The following is a 15,726-nucleotide window of genomic DNA, read 5'->3' on the forward strand; positions in this document are numbered from 1 at the left end:
TTTTTTAATACCTGTTTAGGTACGTCGCATTGCTATGCCATGGGCATGTATATGCGCCGCTGTTGCTGATACAGTTAATCATCCGGCTTTGTGCGCTGTCGCAAGGCAAAAACGGATCAAGTTTATCTAACCACTTTTACACTAATGATCGCAAAGACCTATAAATATTCACAACCTTTTGAACTGGAATCGGGCCAATTGCTGCACGGGCTGGAAATTGGTTATCATACTTATGGTAAGCTAAATGCGGATGGCGATAACGTTATTTGGGTATGCCACGCCCTTACCGCCAATTCTGATGTGCTGGACTGGTGGAAAGGCTTGTTCGGAGAGAACGACTATTTTAATCCAACTGATCATTTTATAGTTTGCGCTAACGTGCTTACTTCACCGTATGGTACCAGTAACCCGCTCAGCATAAATCCGCAAACCGGCGAGCCTTATTATTTAGATTTCCCTAAGGTGTCCATTCGCGATATGGCTAATGCGCATCAGCTGCTTGCCGGATACCTGGGCATTGACAGTATTGAAATTGCCATAGGCGGTTCGCTGGGCGGACAGCAGGCATTAGAATGGTCTATAATACAACCTGATCTGATAAAAAACCTGATAATTATTGCTACAAATGCACGTCACTCCGCATGGGGAATTGCATTTAATGAATCGCAGCGATTGGCGTTGTTAGCTGATGAAACTTTTTTACCGGGCATGCCCGAAGGTGGTAAAAAAGGATTAAAGGCAGCGCGTAGTATGGCTTTATTATCCTATCGCACTTATAAAACATACAAGATAAGTCAGCAGGAAGAAGATGATGCCGTTCAGGACGATTTCCGTGCATCCAGCTACCAATGTTACCAGGGCGATAAGCTGGTTAATCGTTTTAACGCTTATAGTTACTGGTACCTGTCAAAAGTTATGGACTCGCATAATGTTGGTCGCAGCAGGGGCGGGATAGAAAAAGCGCTTAGTATGGTAAAAGCACGCACATTAGTCATCGGCATTCGTTCTGATGTGCTTTTTCCTGTTGATGAGCAGGAGTACCTTTTCAGGAACATTCCTCAAGCCGCATTTGCCGAGCTGGATTCGTTTTACGGGCATGATGGTTTTTTGATTGAGACTGATGCCCTTACAAAAATTATTACTTCATTTTATAAAACAGATGTAAAAGGAAAGATCATCCGATTACAGAAAACCGCGTAATGAGCAAAAAACTTACTATTGGCCTTTTTGGCTTCGGAGTTGTGGGACAGGGACTTTATGATATAGTCAAAACCAAAAACCTTAATATCGAAATAAAGAAAATAGCAATTAAAGATGCTGCTAAGGAGCGTTCTTTACCGGAGAGCTATTTTACTACTGACAAAAACGAATTACTGAATAACCCCGAGATCAATACCATTATTGAACTTATTAATGATACCGATGCTGCTTTCGAAATTGTATCAACAGCGCTTAAATCGGGTAAAAATGTAGTATCTGCAAGCAAAAAAATGATAGCGCTTCATTTAGAAGAGCTGCTTAAAATTCAGGAAGAGTATGGTACTTCGTTACTTTACGAAGGGGCCGTTTGCGGCAGTATCCCTATCATTCGTAACCTGGAAGAATATTATGATAATGAGCTCCTGCACTCTATTTGCGGTATTTTTAACGGATCATCCAACTACATACTTTCTAAAGGGTTTTTAGAAGGGATGGATTATGCAACCGCGTTAAAACAAGCCCAGGATCTTGGCTTTGCCGAAACCGACCCTACCATGGACGTTGGGGGCTATGATGCTAAATTTAAACTGGTAATAGCTGCTGCACATGCCTATGGCGTTGTGGTTGAGCCTGATGCGGTATTGAATATCGGTATAGAAAATCTGGCCGCCAGCGATATCCAATACGCCCGTGAAAAAGGTTTGAAAATAAAATTGGTACCGGTAGCTAAAGAGTTAGACGACCAGCACGTAGCGCTGTTTGTACTACCAAAGTTGGTAACCGAAAACGAGTTTTTATATAACGTAGAGTATGAGTATAACGGCGTAATAGTACAGGCCGCCTTTGCAGATCAGCAATTTTTCTTCGGGAAAGGAGCTGGAGGACATCCAACCGGTTCTGCTGTACTGTCTGATATAGCCGCGCTGCGTTATGATTATCAATACGAGTACAAAAAACTTAAGACCAACACCGGCCTTAAATTCACCAATGATATTGAGCTTTGCGTGTACCTGCGTTATGAAAATGATGATTTAATAGCTGCCCTGGATTTTAAAGAAATAAAAGAGCGCTATTATTCAGGCAGTTATAAATATATTATCGGAAAACTAAATTTGAGCAAACTGATTGACAATAAGCAACGTATATATGATGAAAAGGCATTCCTTGCCTTTGCCGATCAGCTAACGGGGGTCAGCTTAGTTTCGGTAAATTAACATAAGCCTTACGGCTTTGTTGTACAGAAAGGCTCTTAAAAGGAGCCTTTCTTATTTCTATCCATTTTTCCTATTTTCGCTCACCAAAAATCGCCCTTTATAAATGGATAAAGTTACCCGGGTATTAACAAGCAAACCCTTTGTGCTCACCTTATGGTTCGGGCTTTGTTTGTTTCCGGTAATTAAAAGTGTTATTGAGGGGCATAGCCATATTCATAATAATTACTTTGTATACAAAGGCAATTTTTTCCACGTAATACATCAACAGAACCTGTTTTCCTATTATCCAGATCAATATTTTGATCTGAACCATTACGGTCCTATATTTTCGCTGGTTATTGCTCCATTTGCTGTACTGCCAGATTGGTTAGGCGTGTTACTATGGGTGGTTTTTACGGCATGGCTATTGTTAAAGTCGGTTGAGCAATTGCCGATTAAGAGCGAACATTACTTGCTTATTATCTTGTTATGTGCGCATGAATTGATGACGTCAACCGCCAATGTGCAGATCAATCCGCTGGTGGCGGCGCTAATTATTTTCAGTTTTACATTTATACGTACAGAGAAAGACTTTTGGGCCGGGCTGACTATTGCTTTAGGTATTTTCATTAAGCTTTATGGGGTGGTTGGGCTGGCATTCTTTTTCTTTTCAAACAATAAGATCAAGCTGATAGGCAGCCTGCTGTTTTGGTCTGCTGTGTTGTTTGTTTTGCCGATGCTGATCTCTTCACCATCTTTCATCGTTAAAACCTACCACGATTGGTATCTTGATCTGGTAGCCAAAAATGCGGAGAACGAAACCTCAACCCGTGTGGATGTATCAGTAATGGGGATGATCAGAAAGATAGCTTTCCCAAATCTTTCTAATGTTATTGTGCTCATCCCGGGAATTGCATTGTTTGCATTATCCTATTTGCGCATAAAGGCGTTCAGAAATCTCAATTTCCAATTGCTGATACTATCATCAACGCTTATCTTTCCGGTGATATTTAGTACCGGTTCCGAGTCGCCCACATATATCATTGCGTTTGTGGGTGTGGCAATTTGGTTCATTAATTCCGCGCGACCGTTGAGTAAATTGGATATAGGGCTGTTGGTGTTCGCGCTGATATTAACCAGTCTTTCACCGTCTGATCTTTTCCCGCGGTACATAAAGAAAACCTATGTCGAGCCTTATGCTTTAAAGGCCTTACCCTGCTTTTTGATTTGGCTGAAGATCATATTTGAAACATTATTCCGTAATTTCACTAAAAAGGATTTAAACTTGCCATCACAGACGGTATGAAGAAAAAACTTTCCATCGTGATACCTGCTTACAATGAGGAGAAGAACATAGCTCACCTTATTGCGGAGCTGAGCAAATCAATCAGCAGCACAGGATATGATTACGAGCTTATTTTTGTGAATGATGGAAGCAGGGACAATACTTTAGAGGCTATACAACAGCAGGCAGAAGTATATCCGCATGTGTTCTTTATAGAGCTCTCAAAAAACTTTGGTAAGGATTACGCCCTAAAAGCCGGTATTGACGCAGCTAATGGAGATGCTATCATAACTATGGATGCCGACCTGCAGCACCCGCCGAACCTGTTGCCCGAGCTGCTTAAGAACTGGGAAGATGGTTACGATATTATTTACACCTACCGCAACGAGGCTAACCGCCATGCCAGCGCATACCAACGCTTTGCCTCTAAAACATTTTATAAAATTGTAAATACCTTATCAGATATCAAACTGGAGAATGGTATATCAGATTTTCGTTTGATGGATAAGAGAGTAGTGGATGAGTTGAAGCAGATCAACGAATACGAGATCTTCTTCCGCGGCATGGTAAAATGGGTGGGTTTTAAGCAAAGGGGAATACCTTATACACCTGCCGAGCGCCATACCGGCGAAGCCAGTTATTCTTTCTTCCGGTTGTTTAAACTGGCGGTGGGAGGTATAATGGCATTCAGTGTAAGGCCCTTATATATTGCAACTGGTTTAGGACTTTTCTTTTCGTTGGCAGCAGTCCTTTATATTCCTTATGTGCTTATCAGCTATTTTACAGATTACGACAAGGTATCTGGCTGGGCATCATTAATTGCTACAGTTGCCTTTTTTGGCGGGTTGCAGCTTTTGGTGCTGGGCATAATCGGATCATACTTGGGCAAGATATTTATGCAAACCAAGCAGCGCCCAACTTATATCGTACGATCAACTAATCTGCCGAAGTAAACATGATACTGTTAGGCTTTGATGTGGAAGAGTTTGATATGCCGCTTGAATACGGCAAAACCCTGCCTTTTGATGAGCAATTAGCTGTATCTACCAAAGGCACCAATACCATTTTGGAAATATTGGATAAAGCAGGTATTAAGGCCACGTTCTTCTGCACGGCTAACTACGCCGTTAACAAACCCGATATCATCAAAAAGATAGTGGATGCCCGGCATGAACTGGCCTCGCATGGATATTACCATTCTGAGTTTAAGGTGGAGCATTTGTTGCAATCAAAACAAAAGCTGGAGGAACTCTCAGGTGCCGATGTTACCGGGTTCCGGATGGCGAGGATGATGCCGGTTGATGAAAGGGAAATACAAAAGGCAGGATATGCGTATAACTCATCTATCAACCCAACGTTTATTCCCGGTAGGTATAATAACTTTAGCAAGCCGCGCAGCTGGTTTTTTGATCAGGGGGTACTTCAAATACCCGCTTCAGTTTCTCCCTTGCTTCGCTGGCCGCTGTTTTGGTTAACTTTCCATAACCTGCCCATGTCTGTTATTAAATGGATGGCAGCTGCTGCTCACCGCAAAGACGGCTACCTTAATTTGTACTTCCATCCCTGGGAGTTTACCGATTTAAATCAGCCAGAAAAATACGGTTTCCCCGGTTATGTCTCTAAAAACTCCGGCGATGCCTTTGTTAAACGCATAAAGAATTTTATTGCCTGGGGGAAGAGTAAAGGGTATGAGTTTGGGAGAACGGATGAGTTTGCTAAGAGTATTATAGATTCGCAAGGAAAGTGAAAATGATTGCCATTACGCACGCAGCTTGCCCCGCTATGGCGACGGAGGCCCTCTTCTTTTTTCTTGAAAAAAAAGAAGCAAAAAATCAAGTCAGCCACGATGCTTTTTTTCGCACAAGGCCTTTACCCGCGATCAGGTAAAACCACGGGCTGTAATCTTTTTGCCCCATTTGTCGCACAGGCTCTTGCTTTAGCAAAAATTTACTATGCCCTTTCCCACACACAGGCCAGCTGTTTTACCTGCTCCTTTCCGAAGCTGCGCGGCTGACCATTAGTGCTTCACTATAGAATATTGCGATAATAAAAAGAATACCCTAATAGAATTTACACACTTTTTTCCATTTTGAAAAATTCGTAAGCAGATAAGCTTCGGCTGAAAACGCAATGCGCAGGTTGGGCTTGTGTGTTGGCAAAGGCATTAGGAACATTGCGGTTACAGGTTAATGAAAAGATAGGTTAGTCCGCCGCAACCTAGCGTAGCCGTGGCGCATTGCGTTTTGCAGGGCAAAGGCCATGTGCGGCAAAGAAGCCTCTCTGCTGACTTGATTTTTGTTTCTTTTATCAAGAAAAAGAAAAAAGGCCTCCGCGGCCTTAGCCAAGTGCGATGGGTCAATCAAGCGATAAGTAACGAATTTACACCTTCCCAAACACCACCGTAGCATTATGCCCGCCAAAACCAAAGGTATTGCTCATGGCATATTTTACATTGTGCTCAATGGCTTCGCCTAAAACTATGTTCATGCTATCGTGAATAGCGGGATCAAGGTTTTGTGTGTTAATAGTTGGTGGGATAATGCCATTACGAATAGCCAAAATGCTCAAAATACCTTCAATGGCACCGGCAGCGCCCAAAAGGTGACCCGTCATAGATTTGGTACCGCTTAGTTGGATGTTATTCTTTTCTCCCCCCGTAAGGTTCAACACCGCGTTAATCTCTGAGAGATCGCCCACAGGGGTAGAGGTTGCGTGCATATTCAGGTAATCCAACTCGTTGGTTGTTATTCCTGCCTCTGCTAAGGCCAGTTGCATGGCTTTGGTGGCACCTTTACCTTCGGGATGGGTACTTGTCATGTGGTAAGCGTCGGCTGTCATAGCGGCCCCGCAAACCTCTGCGTAGATAGTTGCTCCACGTTTAACAGCATGTTCATATTCTTCAAGCACCAAGGCGCCTGCGCCTTCGCCCATTACAAAACCGTCACGGTCCACATCAAAAGGGCGGGATGCCGTATGTGGATCATCGTTACGGTGCGACATCGCCTTCATCGAACTAAAACCACCAAAAGAAGCAGGAGAAACAGGCGCTTCTGAACCACCTGTTACAATGATCTTAGCCTTGCCTAAACGGATGTAATTAAAAGCATCCATTATGGCGGTGTTTGACGTAGCGCAGGCCGAAACCGGTGCATAATTAACACCCATATAGCCGTGACGCAGAGAGATCAATCCAGACGCCATGTTGATCAAAAATTTAGGAATAAGATAGGGATTAAAGCGCGGATGGCCGTCGCCTAAAGCGTACTCCCGCACCTGGGTTTCGTAGGTTTCCATACCACCCTGGGCCGATCCCCATATAACACCCACGTCAAATGGGTCCATTGTGTTAATGTCAAAGCCAGAATCTTTAATGGCTTCGTCTGAAGCTATCATGGCATACTGTGTATAGGCGTCCGTTTTTTTGATATCGTTCCTGTCTAAAAAATCGGCAACGTTATAATCCTTGAGCTCGCATACCACCTGCGATCTGAATAACGAAGCATCAAAACGAGTAACCTTGCCCGCACCGCTTACGCCTTTTATAGCGTTATCCCAAAAAGTTTTAACATTATTACCTAGCGGGGTTAGCGCGCCAATGCCGGTTACTACAACTCTTTTTAACATAGTATTTAAAAAAATTTCACAAAGGTATAATTATAATGCAAATGTTGAAGAGACTTGCGGGGCGCCTATTTTGATTTTGAGCGATAGCGAAGAATCTTGTAAAACTGATAATAAAGCGTGCCAGTCCGCATGATTAGTAGGCCTATAAGATATTTCGCTATCGCTCAATATGACATACCATACTAACAAACACCTCTGGTTTCCAACCCATCGCTATGATCATGACCGTGCTACCCATCCCAACATAAAACATGTAAAATTCCGTTTTTAAATCATATCCAATTAATTATATTTAAACATGAAGAAGATATTCCTTTCGGCGCTGGTAATATGCACGTTAAGCTTAGCTGTTTCTGCTATAGGACATAGCTACGCCAAAGAAACAACGGCATCAAAAAAACATGATGATCTGCAAGATGGCGATATCATCTTTCAAAGCTCAAACTCACCGCTTAGTGTTGCTATCCAATTGGCTACCAAATCCAAATACTCGCATTGCGGAATAATTTTTAAAGAGAAAGGCGCGTGGTATGTTTATGAAGCCGTACAACCTGTGCGCTCGACACCGCTGGATCAGTGGACAGCCGGGGGACAGGGTGGCAAATTTGTTATAAAACGGCTAACAAATGCAAGCCAGGCGCTAACCCCTTCTGCTATAAGCAAAATGAAACAAACCGGAAAGCAATTTATGGGTAAGGATTACGATGGCACTTTTGAATGGAGCGATGACCGCATCTACTGCTCAGAACTGGTATGGAAGATCTATAAAAAAGGCGCGGGCATTGAAGTGGAACAGCTGAAGAAACTGAAAGATTTTGATTTGAGCAGCCAGGCTGTAAAGGGGAAATTAAAGGAGCATTACGGCAATAACATACCGTTAAATGAACCTGTGATATCGCCTGTTGCAATTTTTGATAGTCCGTTATTAATTACAGTAAAAGCCAACTAAGGCCCTAATTATGGCAAAGAATACAAACAAAACGACCGAAACCGAAAGCAGCGTAGCTGATTTTTTAAACGGCATTACAGACGAAGGAAAGCGCACTGATAGCTTTAAAATTGTTGAGCTGATTGAAAAGCACACAGGCTTCCCGGCCAAAATGTGGGGCCCGGCTATTGTTGGCTTTAGCAGCTACCATTATAAATACGAGAGCGGGAGGGAAGGTGACGCGCCTTTATTTGGGTTTTCGCCACGTGCAAATGCCATTTCGCTTTATCTTTCCAGTAGCTTCCCCGGTCGCGACGAATTGCTGGCCAAATTTGGTAAACATACTCAGGCTAAGGCTTGTGTTTACATAAAAAGGCTGGCAGATGTTGATACAGATATTTTGAAGAAGATGGCAGCAGATTCAATGAAATATATAGCAGAGAAGTATAGCTAATTTCTCAACCGTCATGCCGAATTTATTTCGGCACCCCGTCATACAGGTAAACGCAATACAAGTTGTAAACCAACAAGGCGTGAATAACTTGTGAGATGCCGAAATAAATTCGGCATGACATCGGATGTTAGCTTTCGCATTTTTACCTTTGCCCCGTGCCAGCAAGAAAACCCAATGCCAAACCCATAAAGAAAACCCCGGTCAGGAAAAAGAAAGCCGCTAAGAAAAATTATTCGTGGAAGTTGCTGCTGGCTGGCGTATTACTCATCCTGCTTTCACCTTTTTACTACGGTTATGTGCTCAAGTTTTTTAGCGCTACGTGGCGCTGGGTAACTGATATTGGAGAATCTCCAAACTACCGCACCTATCAGAGTTTCGATATCCGCATCCCGGTTAATTATAAGATCCATGGCATTGATGTTTCTTATGCCCAAGGCAAGATCAACTGGCAAAAAGTGCGGGCCATGGAAGAAGACAGTGTGCGCATAAAGTTTGCCTTTATTAAGGCTACCGAAGGTTTGTTAACTGCCGACCGATATTTTAAACGGAACTGGCGCGAGGCGGCCAAAGCCGGGATTGTCTGCGGCGCTTACCATTTCTTCAGACCCAAGAAAGACGGCTTATGGCAGGCGTGGTTCTTTTTACAGAATGTGAAATTGGAGGCGGGTGATCTGCCTGCGGTAGTGGATATAGAGGTGCTTGATGGCGTATCTCCGGAGAAGATGCGTAAGGAGTTGAAGGCTTACATAAAAAAGGTGGAAGTTGTAACCGGTGTTAAACCCATTATTTATACAGGAATCAGTTTTTACAAAGACTATCTCGCCGGGCATTTTGATGACTATCCTTTATGGATAGCTCATTATTACCAGGGTGAGTTGAAACTGGCCGCCAACACCAACTGGTGGTTCTGGCAACACTCTGATAAAGCGACGATAAATGGCATTAATCATGTGGTTGATTTTAATGCCTTCAAGGGGGATAGCTTAGACCTGCAACGGCTATTGGTGCGATAGGTATAATCTCTGTTGCTTTCGGAGAACCTTATACCCGCCAAAACTCCCCTCTTAAGAGGGGGCGCGTGGGTAAAGTGCCGCTGCGGGGGTGTGTTAAGCCGCTCACGTAACACACCCCTACACCCCTCTCAAGAGGGGAATCGCATCGCCCAACCCTTTCTTTAAACTTAGCTGTTGTAAGCCGCAGCAAACTTAACTGCAAAATCTTCCAGTTTAGTTTTGCCAATTAACTCGGCTTTATCCAGATCAAAATCATCCCAAATTAAACCGGTTCTTATAGCCGCACCCATTTCTACATAGTTTTTGGCTATATTCTCAGGGAGGCCCGCATCTGTCATGCCGGCAAAAGCTTGCTCATCTGTAAACTCAACCCAAGGTAGTTCCGGTTGGCCAATGGCCTTGCCTAAGGTGGCTGCAACTTCGCCAAGTGTTGGCGTTGCGCTTACTGTGTACAAAACGCTTTGACCGGTAAATCCTTTCTCAATATACTCTACTGCTACTGCCGCAATATCCTCCGGGTCAACCATCGCCAATCGCTGATCTGCACCATAGTTTGATCCTATAATACCCGCATGTTTTATCATATTGATATCGGCATAAAAATTATTGTAGAAGTAAGATGGGCGAAGCATAAGCAGATCTACGCCATCCAGTTTTTTCAGTATCTCTTCTACCCGGTGTATCCCAACAATTGGCCCTGTACCTTCTGCTAAATGCGCACCCAAGCTGCTTAGCATTACCAGTTTTTTAACGCCTGCCGCTTTTACGGCACTGGCATAATGCCCGCCCACTATGGCTATATATGCTTTAATATCGGGTGCTGAAAAATCGGTAGGTACCATAAGGTAAACTACATCAGCGCCTGTAAAGGTTTTGGTTAAAAAATCTTCGTCAGTAATTGAGCCTATTGCCGGTGTAGCATTAATGCTTTTTATCTGATCGGCTTTGTTGCTATCGCTGCTGATAACGGTTACGTTATGACCATTTGCTGCGAGTTGTGTTGAAAGTGGGCGGCTTATATTGCCTAATGACCCTGTGATAATTATTTTCATGATTGTATTTGTTTTTGTTGAGAGCAAAAGTATATTTGTACTTACTTTTTTACAAGTACTTACCCTAAAGTATGTATCATGACGGCTATAAAAGAATCTTCAACCATTAACATTAACAAAAGAGCCAACAGGGCCAACTGCCCGGTTAGCTTTGTTATCAGCAAATTGGGTGGTAACTGGAAACCTCTCATCTTGTTTGAGTTAATGCACGGACAGAGGCGATATAGCGAACTTAAAAGGGCCATACCAACGGTAACCGAAAAGATGTTGATACAGCACCTGAAAGAACTGCAGGAAGATGGATTGATCAACCGCCATTCAGAAAATGTAGTGCCACCTGTGGTAACTTATAGCTTAACCAAAGATGGCGAGGAGTTGGGGCCAATGATGGATGAAATGGTGAGATGGGCGGAGGGCAGGTTTAAAGGCGGGAGTGTAGATGCGTGGATGTAGAATTTTTCTTTTATTATGTGCTTCTTTTCCCACCTTTGTAATCTATGATAGACTACAATCCTAAAAGCTGGTTCACATTTATTTTTCGCGTTCATAAAGCCGACACCTTTCGTAAGCTGCTGCCGCTGATGCTGGCGATAGCCGTGTACTCCGGCGTTATAGTTTACCTGGAAACGAATGTGTTTCAATTATCTCAAAACAGTCATATCAAAAACATAAGCCTGGTACATACCATATTGAGCTTTGTTATCTCCATGCTGCTGGTTTTCCGTACAAACACGGCTTATGATCGTTGGTGGGAAGCAAGGCGCATGCTGGGCTCGCTCACCAATACCTGCCGCAACCTGGCTATTAAATTAAAAGCAGTTAACATTGATAATAGTCAGCGTGCTTTTTTTACGGCTGCAATACCTATGTATGCTGATGCACTGCGCCAGCATTTGCGTAATGAAACTTGGGATGTTGAAAGTGTGCCAACTATCCTTGTTGATCCTGAGATGCATGTGCCTAATCAGATAGCTGGATTGTTAACGGATCGTGTTTATAGTCTACATCGCGAAGGCGTGATAAGCAGGGAAGAGCTGTTGCTTATCGGTCCCGATCTGGCTGGATTAACGGATATTTGCGGCGCTTGCGAACGGATCAAGACCACGCCGATACCATTTTCATACAGTGTATTCATCAAAAAATTTATCTTCTTTTTCACCATGACTTTGCCTTATGGCTGGTCGTTTAGCTTAGGATACCTGGTGGTGCCGTTGGTGGCTTTCGTATTATTTGTATTGGCCAGCCTTGAGCTTATTGCCGAAGAAATTGAAGACCCTTTTGGTTATGACGCTAACGACCTGCCAGTAAACCGCATATGTGCCAACATACATAAACATGTAGGCGAGTTGCTGGGATAACCGTATTAAAATTATGAGCAAAACCTATAAAATATTCTGCGCTGATAACCTTCCGTTTTTAGACGAAGTAAAGCATCTTTTTGAGAATGTTAAGATTGATTGCTGGTCTGAACCAACCACCATTACTGACGATGCCTACAGGCATGCATTCAATAATTACGAAGGCGTAATAACCACCCATACTGTAAAGATTGACAGCAGGTTATTTGGTGATAATAGTAAAGTAAAGGCAATTTCAAGCTATGGCACAGGGCAGGATTATATGGACAAGCCTTTTCTGGCGTCAAAAGGTATTAAAATAATAGGCATAGCTACAGAGCACGTGTATGCTACGGCAGAGCTTGCTTTGGCTTTAGGTTTAAATTGTATTCGCAACATTAGCAGCTCTAATAATTACGTAAAAAGGGGGGAGTGGGACAACACCGGGTTAACCCTTTATATGGGCGATAATTTGTACGGTAAAACCTGGGGCATTATGGGCATGGGCAAAATTGGGGTTGCGCTTGCCAACATGCTTAAAGCTTTTAATTGTAATGTTATATACACGGCCAATAGCGATAAAAATAACGGCTGGGAGTATTGTACCAAAGAAGAATTGCTGAGGCGAAGCGATGTTATATCCCTGCATATTCCGCTGAAAGAAGATACCGTAAATTATATTAATGAAGCCGAGCTAAAGCTAATGAAGAAAACTGCCATACTGGTTAATGTGGCCCGTGGCAAAGTGATTAACAATGCAAAACTATATGAGTATTTGAAAAGTGGTTTAATAGCTTCGGCGGCATTGGATGTCACTGACCCCGAACCATTGAGTGATGTTGCAATTGCTAATATTCCCAATCTATTAATTACACCGCATATTGGCACTGCAGCAGCTTATACCCGCAAGCAAATGACGGAAGCTGCTATCAGAAATTTGATATCTATTCTTTCTTAAAAAGCTTCAGCTCTTCACTGATAAAGTAGTTTACCATATCTGAATATAATTTTTCAATCATATCCGGGCTTAAACCTTGTTGTTCTGCCCAGGTCCTGCGTTCAACCAGCATGGCTTTGAATCGTTCAGGTGCCTTTACCGATGTTTCGCTCGTTTTAAATTTTGCAGCGGCTTTTACGTATTGATACCGCTTGCCAATTAATGTAATAATGTTTTTGTCAATGCTATCGATCTCTGTTCTTATCTCCAGCATGTTTTCGCATTTTTCGGGTTCTATCATTTTTTACTGATCTGAGATTTTAAACTGAAGGAGTGATGTTAGCACCAATACTAAAGTAAATATTACAGCTACTGTTCGTATAAGGTGATAAAGCAACCAAGGTTTTTCAAAAGCCGCACGCAACTCACTCATTTGTTGGGCAGACAATTTTTGCAAGTCAGCGGCAGCAAGTTGGCCATTAAGCGGAACATTACCAATTACTGTTACGCCAAAAACAGCTACCACATAAATTACTGATGCAGCCAGCAAAAGATAAAGCCGAGGAGTATTGCCTGCGGAAAAATGTAACCAGGTGCTTACAGGTAATAGTATCAGCGTGCCCATAAAACTGGCAAAAAACCAGGGATTTAAAATAGCCGCGTTAATTTTTTGCATTGCATTTAGATACTCATCATCAGGCAAACGGCCTAAGCCTATGTTTACCGAACAGCTGTAGGCATAAAATAGTCCTGCAATAAGCGCTGTCATCAAAGCCGTTATCAATAAGACAAAATCGCTCATTTTTTTTTGAGTTGTCATGTAGGTGGCAAAGTTATAATAAGTTTAATTTCGACATGCAATCAGCTTTCAAACTTTAATTATAAGTACCCTTTAGCCTGCAATCTGAACAACTCGGCGTACTGGCCGTTTTTTGCCAGTAACTCATCGTGGGTGCCGCTTTCCAATATTGTGCCGTTATTGAGCACCAAGATCCTGTCTGCCAATCGCGCGGTAGAAAATCTATGCGATATTAGCACTGCTGACTTGCCTTGCGTTAATTTAGCAAACCGCTGAAATACGTCGTATTCTGCTCTGGCATCTAAAGCCGCGGTTGGCTCGTCAAGTATCAATACCTGGCTGTCTTTCATGTACGCGCGCGCCAGTGCTACCTTTTGCCATTCGCCGCCAGATAGCTCTACGCCATTGTTAAACCGCCTGCCCAGCGCTTGCTCATAACGTCCCGGCAATTTTTCTGTTAGCGCATCAGCCAAGCTTTCCTGCGCTGCTTTTTTTATTAATGGCGCGTTAGCTATTTCGTTAATATTGCCAACCGCTATATTTTGCGATAGCGTCATTTGATAGCGCAGATAATCCTGAAAAATAATACCTATGTTTTGTCGCAGGCTTGCAAGATCATATTCTTTCAGGTCAATGCCATCTAACAGTATTCGTCCCTCGGTGGGATCATACAAGCGGGCCAATAGTTTTACCAGCGTGGTTTTACCTGCGCCGTTCTCTCCAACAAGCGCAAGTTTCTCACCGGGACGCAAGGTAAAAGTAAGATTCCGGTTAGCCCATCTTTCCGCATTATGATACCTGAAGCCAACGTCCTCAAAAGTAAAACCTTGCGTTATTGGGTTTGGAAAGGGAATAGCATTTTGCTTAACAGTAATGTTAGGTTGTATTTCAAAAAATTCTAAAAAATCATTTAGATAAATAGCACCCTGCGAAACACTTGTAAAGCGACTAAGCATAGTTGCCATCAACGAACTTAACTGACGGAACGAGCCCGCCAAAAACGTAAGCATACCAACCGTAGATTGGCCGCTTACAGTTTGATAAATAATGAACCCGTAGGCAGCGTAATATCCCACGCTCCCCAATACAGAAAAAAACGTTCCCCAGCCAGAGCGTTTAATCGCAAGCTTGCTGTTATCGGCATAAAATTTATCGGCCAGCGATTTAAAGCGCCCGATAATAAAGTCTGACAGGCCAAAAATTTTAACCTCTTTGGCGGTTTCGTCGCTGGCGCCCAGGTAACGCAGGTAATCCAGTTCGCGGCGTTCCGGCGTTTGGCTACGGGTTAAAGCGTAGTTTTTGCTATTGAAATATGATTCGCCTAAAAAAGATGGGATAATGGCAACTAAAAGCAAAACGATAAGCCAGGGATTAAAGGTGACCAAGCCAGTAAGCAGCAGAACCATAGAGATGAGATCCTGTATCTGGCTCATTACCTGCGATAGCAGGATAGAGCGCCCCACAGTTTGTTGCCTTGCACGTTCCAGCTTATCATAAAATACAGAATCTTCAAACTGTTCCAGATCAAGCGTGACAGCGTGGCGCATTATCTTAATAGAAGTATAGTTAGAAAACAAGTCGCCAAGTAAACCATCTACTAAAGTTATAGCGCGGTTAAGAGCATCGGTCAGTATAGCTAATCCAAACTCAATGGTAACCAGTCGCCACAGGTCATGCTGATCGCCGCCATTTCTGTTTAAATTAACTACCTGGTCTATAATAAGTTTACCTACATACAACAAGGCAACAGGCATGGCAGACCGTAGTATGCGCAGACTAAAGCTTAAAATAGTTTTTTTTGGACTGCTTTGCCATACCAGACTAAAAAGTGCGGGCAGGTTTTTCAGGGCAGAAAGCCGCTGTTGAAAAGTTAGTTCTGTGTCGTTAAGCCGTTTAGCCATTTA

Annotated in this window: 16 protein-coding genes; 11 read left to right on the forward strand and 5 right to left on the reverse strand. The window is 43.0% G+C overall.

Features of this window, described 5'->3' with window-relative positions; translation table 11 throughout:
- The first annotated feature begins 144 nt into the window (after window positions 1-144).
- From ACVW2L_RS03770 to ACVW2L_RS03790, 5 genes are all read left to right on the forward strand, one after another.
- The gene (locus ACVW2L_RS03770) at window positions 145-1,200 is read left to right on the forward strand and encodes a homoserine O-acetyltransferase family protein (protein ID WP_457126620.1); all 1,056 of its coding nucleotides are present in this window, start codon (window positions 145-147) and stop codon (window positions 1,198-1,200) included.
- Entirely contained in the window at window positions 1,200-2,414 is a 1,215-nt protein-coding gene (locus ACVW2L_RS03775) for a homoserine dehydrogenase (protein ID WP_457126621.1), read from the forward strand. The genes ACVW2L_RS03770 and ACVW2L_RS03775 overlap by 1 nt, the downstream gene beginning before the upstream one ends.
- Window positions 2,415-2,517: 103 nt before the next feature.
- Window positions 2,518-3,699, forward strand: coding sequence for a glycosyltransferase family 87 protein (locus ACVW2L_RS03780; RefSeq protein ID WP_457126622.1), 1,182 nt, complete (start codon window positions 2,518-2,520; stop codon window positions 3,697-3,699).
- The gene (locus ACVW2L_RS03785) at window positions 3,696-4,631 is read left to right on the forward strand and encodes a glycosyltransferase family 2 protein (protein ID WP_457126623.1); all 936 of its coding nucleotides are present in this window, start codon (window positions 3,696-3,698) and stop codon (window positions 4,629-4,631) included. The genes ACVW2L_RS03780 and ACVW2L_RS03785 overlap by 4 nt, the downstream gene beginning before the upstream one ends.
- Window positions 4,632-4,633: 2 nt before the next feature.
- On the forward strand, window positions 4,634-5,425 hold the full coding sequence (locus ACVW2L_RS03790) for a polysaccharide deacetylase family protein (RefSeq protein WP_457126624.1): 792 nt from the start codon (window positions 4,634-4,636) through the stop codon (window positions 5,423-5,425).
- A gap of 632 nt (window positions 5,426-6,057) precedes the next feature.
- On the opposite strand, the gene fabF is transcribed toward ACVW2L_RS03790, so the two are convergent.
- Window positions 6,058-7,302, reverse strand: a complete 1,245-nt coding sequence (gene fabF, locus ACVW2L_RS03795; protein ID WP_457126625.1) for a beta-ketoacyl-ACP synthase II — start codon at window positions 7,300-7,302, stop codon at window positions 6,058-6,060.
- Between the two features lie 298 nt (window positions 7,303-7,600).
- On the opposite strand from fabF, the gene ACVW2L_RS03800 reads away from it, so the two are divergent.
- The 3 genes from ACVW2L_RS03800 to ACVW2L_RS03810 all read left to right on the forward strand — a co-directional run bounded on the left by ACVW2L_RS03800 (window position 7,601) and on the right by ACVW2L_RS03810 (window position 9,697).
- Window positions 7,601-8,251, forward strand: a complete 651-nt coding sequence (locus tag ACVW2L_RS03800; RefSeq protein ID WP_457126626.1) for a YiiX family permuted papain-like enzyme — start codon at window positions 7,601-7,603, stop codon at window positions 8,249-8,251.
- Between the two features lie 10 nt (window positions 8,252-8,261).
- Window positions 8,262-8,684: a DUF1801 domain-containing protein gene (locus tag ACVW2L_RS03805; protein WP_457126627.1), complete on the forward strand. Its 423-nt coding sequence runs from the start codon at window positions 8,262-8,264 to the stop codon at window positions 8,682-8,684.
- A gap of 155 nt (window positions 8,685-8,839) precedes the next feature.
- Window positions 8,840-9,697: a glycoside hydrolase family 25 protein gene (locus ACVW2L_RS03810; protein WP_457126628.1), complete on the forward strand. Its 858-nt coding sequence runs from the start codon at window positions 8,840-8,842 to the stop codon at window positions 9,695-9,697.
- 167 nt (window positions 9,698-9,864) lie between these two features.
- On the opposite strand, the gene ACVW2L_RS03815 is transcribed toward ACVW2L_RS03810, so the two are convergent.
- Window positions 9,865-10,749 (reverse strand): NAD(P)H-binding protein, encoded by an 885-nt coding sequence (locus ACVW2L_RS03815; RefSeq protein ID WP_457126629.1) that lies wholly within the window; start codon window positions 10,747-10,749, stop codon window positions 9,865-9,867.
- Window positions 10,750-10,827: 78 nt separating this feature from the next.
- Here ACVW2L_RS03815 and ACVW2L_RS03820 point away from each other — a divergent pair, with 78 nt between their 5' ends.
- The 3 genes from ACVW2L_RS03820 to ACVW2L_RS03830 are packed head-to-tail and all read left to right on the forward strand — an operon-like array spanning window position 10,828 to window position 13,044.
- Window positions 10,828-11,202: a winged helix-turn-helix transcriptional regulator gene (locus tag ACVW2L_RS03820; RefSeq protein ID WP_457126630.1), complete on the forward strand. Its 375-nt coding sequence runs from the start codon at window positions 10,828-10,830 to the stop codon at window positions 11,200-11,202.
- 44 nt (window positions 11,203-11,246) lie between these two features.
- Complete coding sequence (locus ACVW2L_RS03825) at window positions 11,247-12,107, forward strand: bestrophin family protein (protein ID WP_457126631.1); 861 nt, start codon at window positions 11,247-11,249, stop codon at window positions 12,105-12,107.
- 13 nt (window positions 12,108-12,120) lie between these two features.
- Window positions 12,121-13,044 (forward strand): NAD(P)-dependent oxidoreductase, encoded by a 924-nt coding sequence (locus ACVW2L_RS03830; RefSeq protein ID WP_457126632.1) that lies wholly within the window; start codon window positions 12,121-12,123, stop codon window positions 13,042-13,044.
- Here ACVW2L_RS03830 and ACVW2L_RS03835 read toward each other — a convergent pair.
- The 3 genes from ACVW2L_RS03835 to ACVW2L_RS03845 are packed head-to-tail and all read right to left on the reverse strand — an operon-like array spanning window position 13,031 to window position 15,723.
- On the reverse strand, window positions 13,031-13,324 hold the full coding sequence (locus ACVW2L_RS03835) for an isochorismate lyase (RefSeq protein ID WP_457126633.1): 294 nt from the start codon (window positions 13,322-13,324) through the stop codon (window positions 13,031-13,033). The genes ACVW2L_RS03830 and ACVW2L_RS03835 overlap by 14 nt on opposite strands.
- Before the next feature lie 3 nt (window positions 13,325-13,327).
- The gene (locus ACVW2L_RS03840; RefSeq protein ID WP_457126634.1) at window positions 13,328-13,843 is read right to left on the reverse strand and encodes an anthrone oxygenase family protein; all 516 of its coding nucleotides are present in this window, start codon (window positions 13,841-13,843) and stop codon (window positions 13,328-13,330) included.
- 59 nt (window positions 13,844-13,902) lie between these two features.
- The gene (locus ACVW2L_RS03845; protein ID WP_457126635.1) at window positions 13,903-15,723 is read right to left on the reverse strand and encodes an ABC transporter ATP-binding protein; all 1,821 of its coding nucleotides are present in this window, start codon (window positions 15,721-15,723) and stop codon (window positions 13,903-13,905) included.
- Window positions 15,724-15,726 lie beyond the last annotated feature (3 nt).

Source organism: Mucilaginibacter sp. HD30 (assembly GCF_054061755.1).